Origin of the sequence: Halioglobus sp. HI00S01, from assembly GCF_001635445.1 — a bacterium.
In the GTDB taxonomy this organism is placed as follows: domain Bacteria; phylum Pseudomonadota; class Gammaproteobacteria; order Pseudomonadales; family Halieaceae; genus Halioglobus; species Halioglobus japonicus.
The window spans coordinates 1-233 of sequence record NZ_LWEE01000381.1; the positions used below are offsets into that span (position 1 = coordinate 1).

Annotated in this window: 1 protein-coding gene; it reads left to right on the forward strand. The window is 57.1% G+C overall.

The features are described from left to right. A partial coding sequence (locus A3709_RS24275) for a hypothetical protein (protein WP_197484347.1) occupies positions 1–233 on the forward strand: 233 nt, incomplete at both ends.

Here is a 233-nt window from a genome sequence, read left to right on the forward strand (position 1 = left end):
AGACTCTGGTGGGTGTCCACACATTCCAGACCCTGCGGGTTGAAGCGGGAGCATCGGTCAACTTCGGTGATGACCGGGTTATTGTGATTGATCCTGTGAACTCGGTCGTTGATGGCAATGCCCGTCTGATGGGCGGTCAGTTCGAGCAATCCCTGATTGAGGCGGCACTGGTTGATGGTCGCCTGGAGTTTACCGGTCCGCTGTCCCTGACGGACTGCAGTCTCGATGGTGTT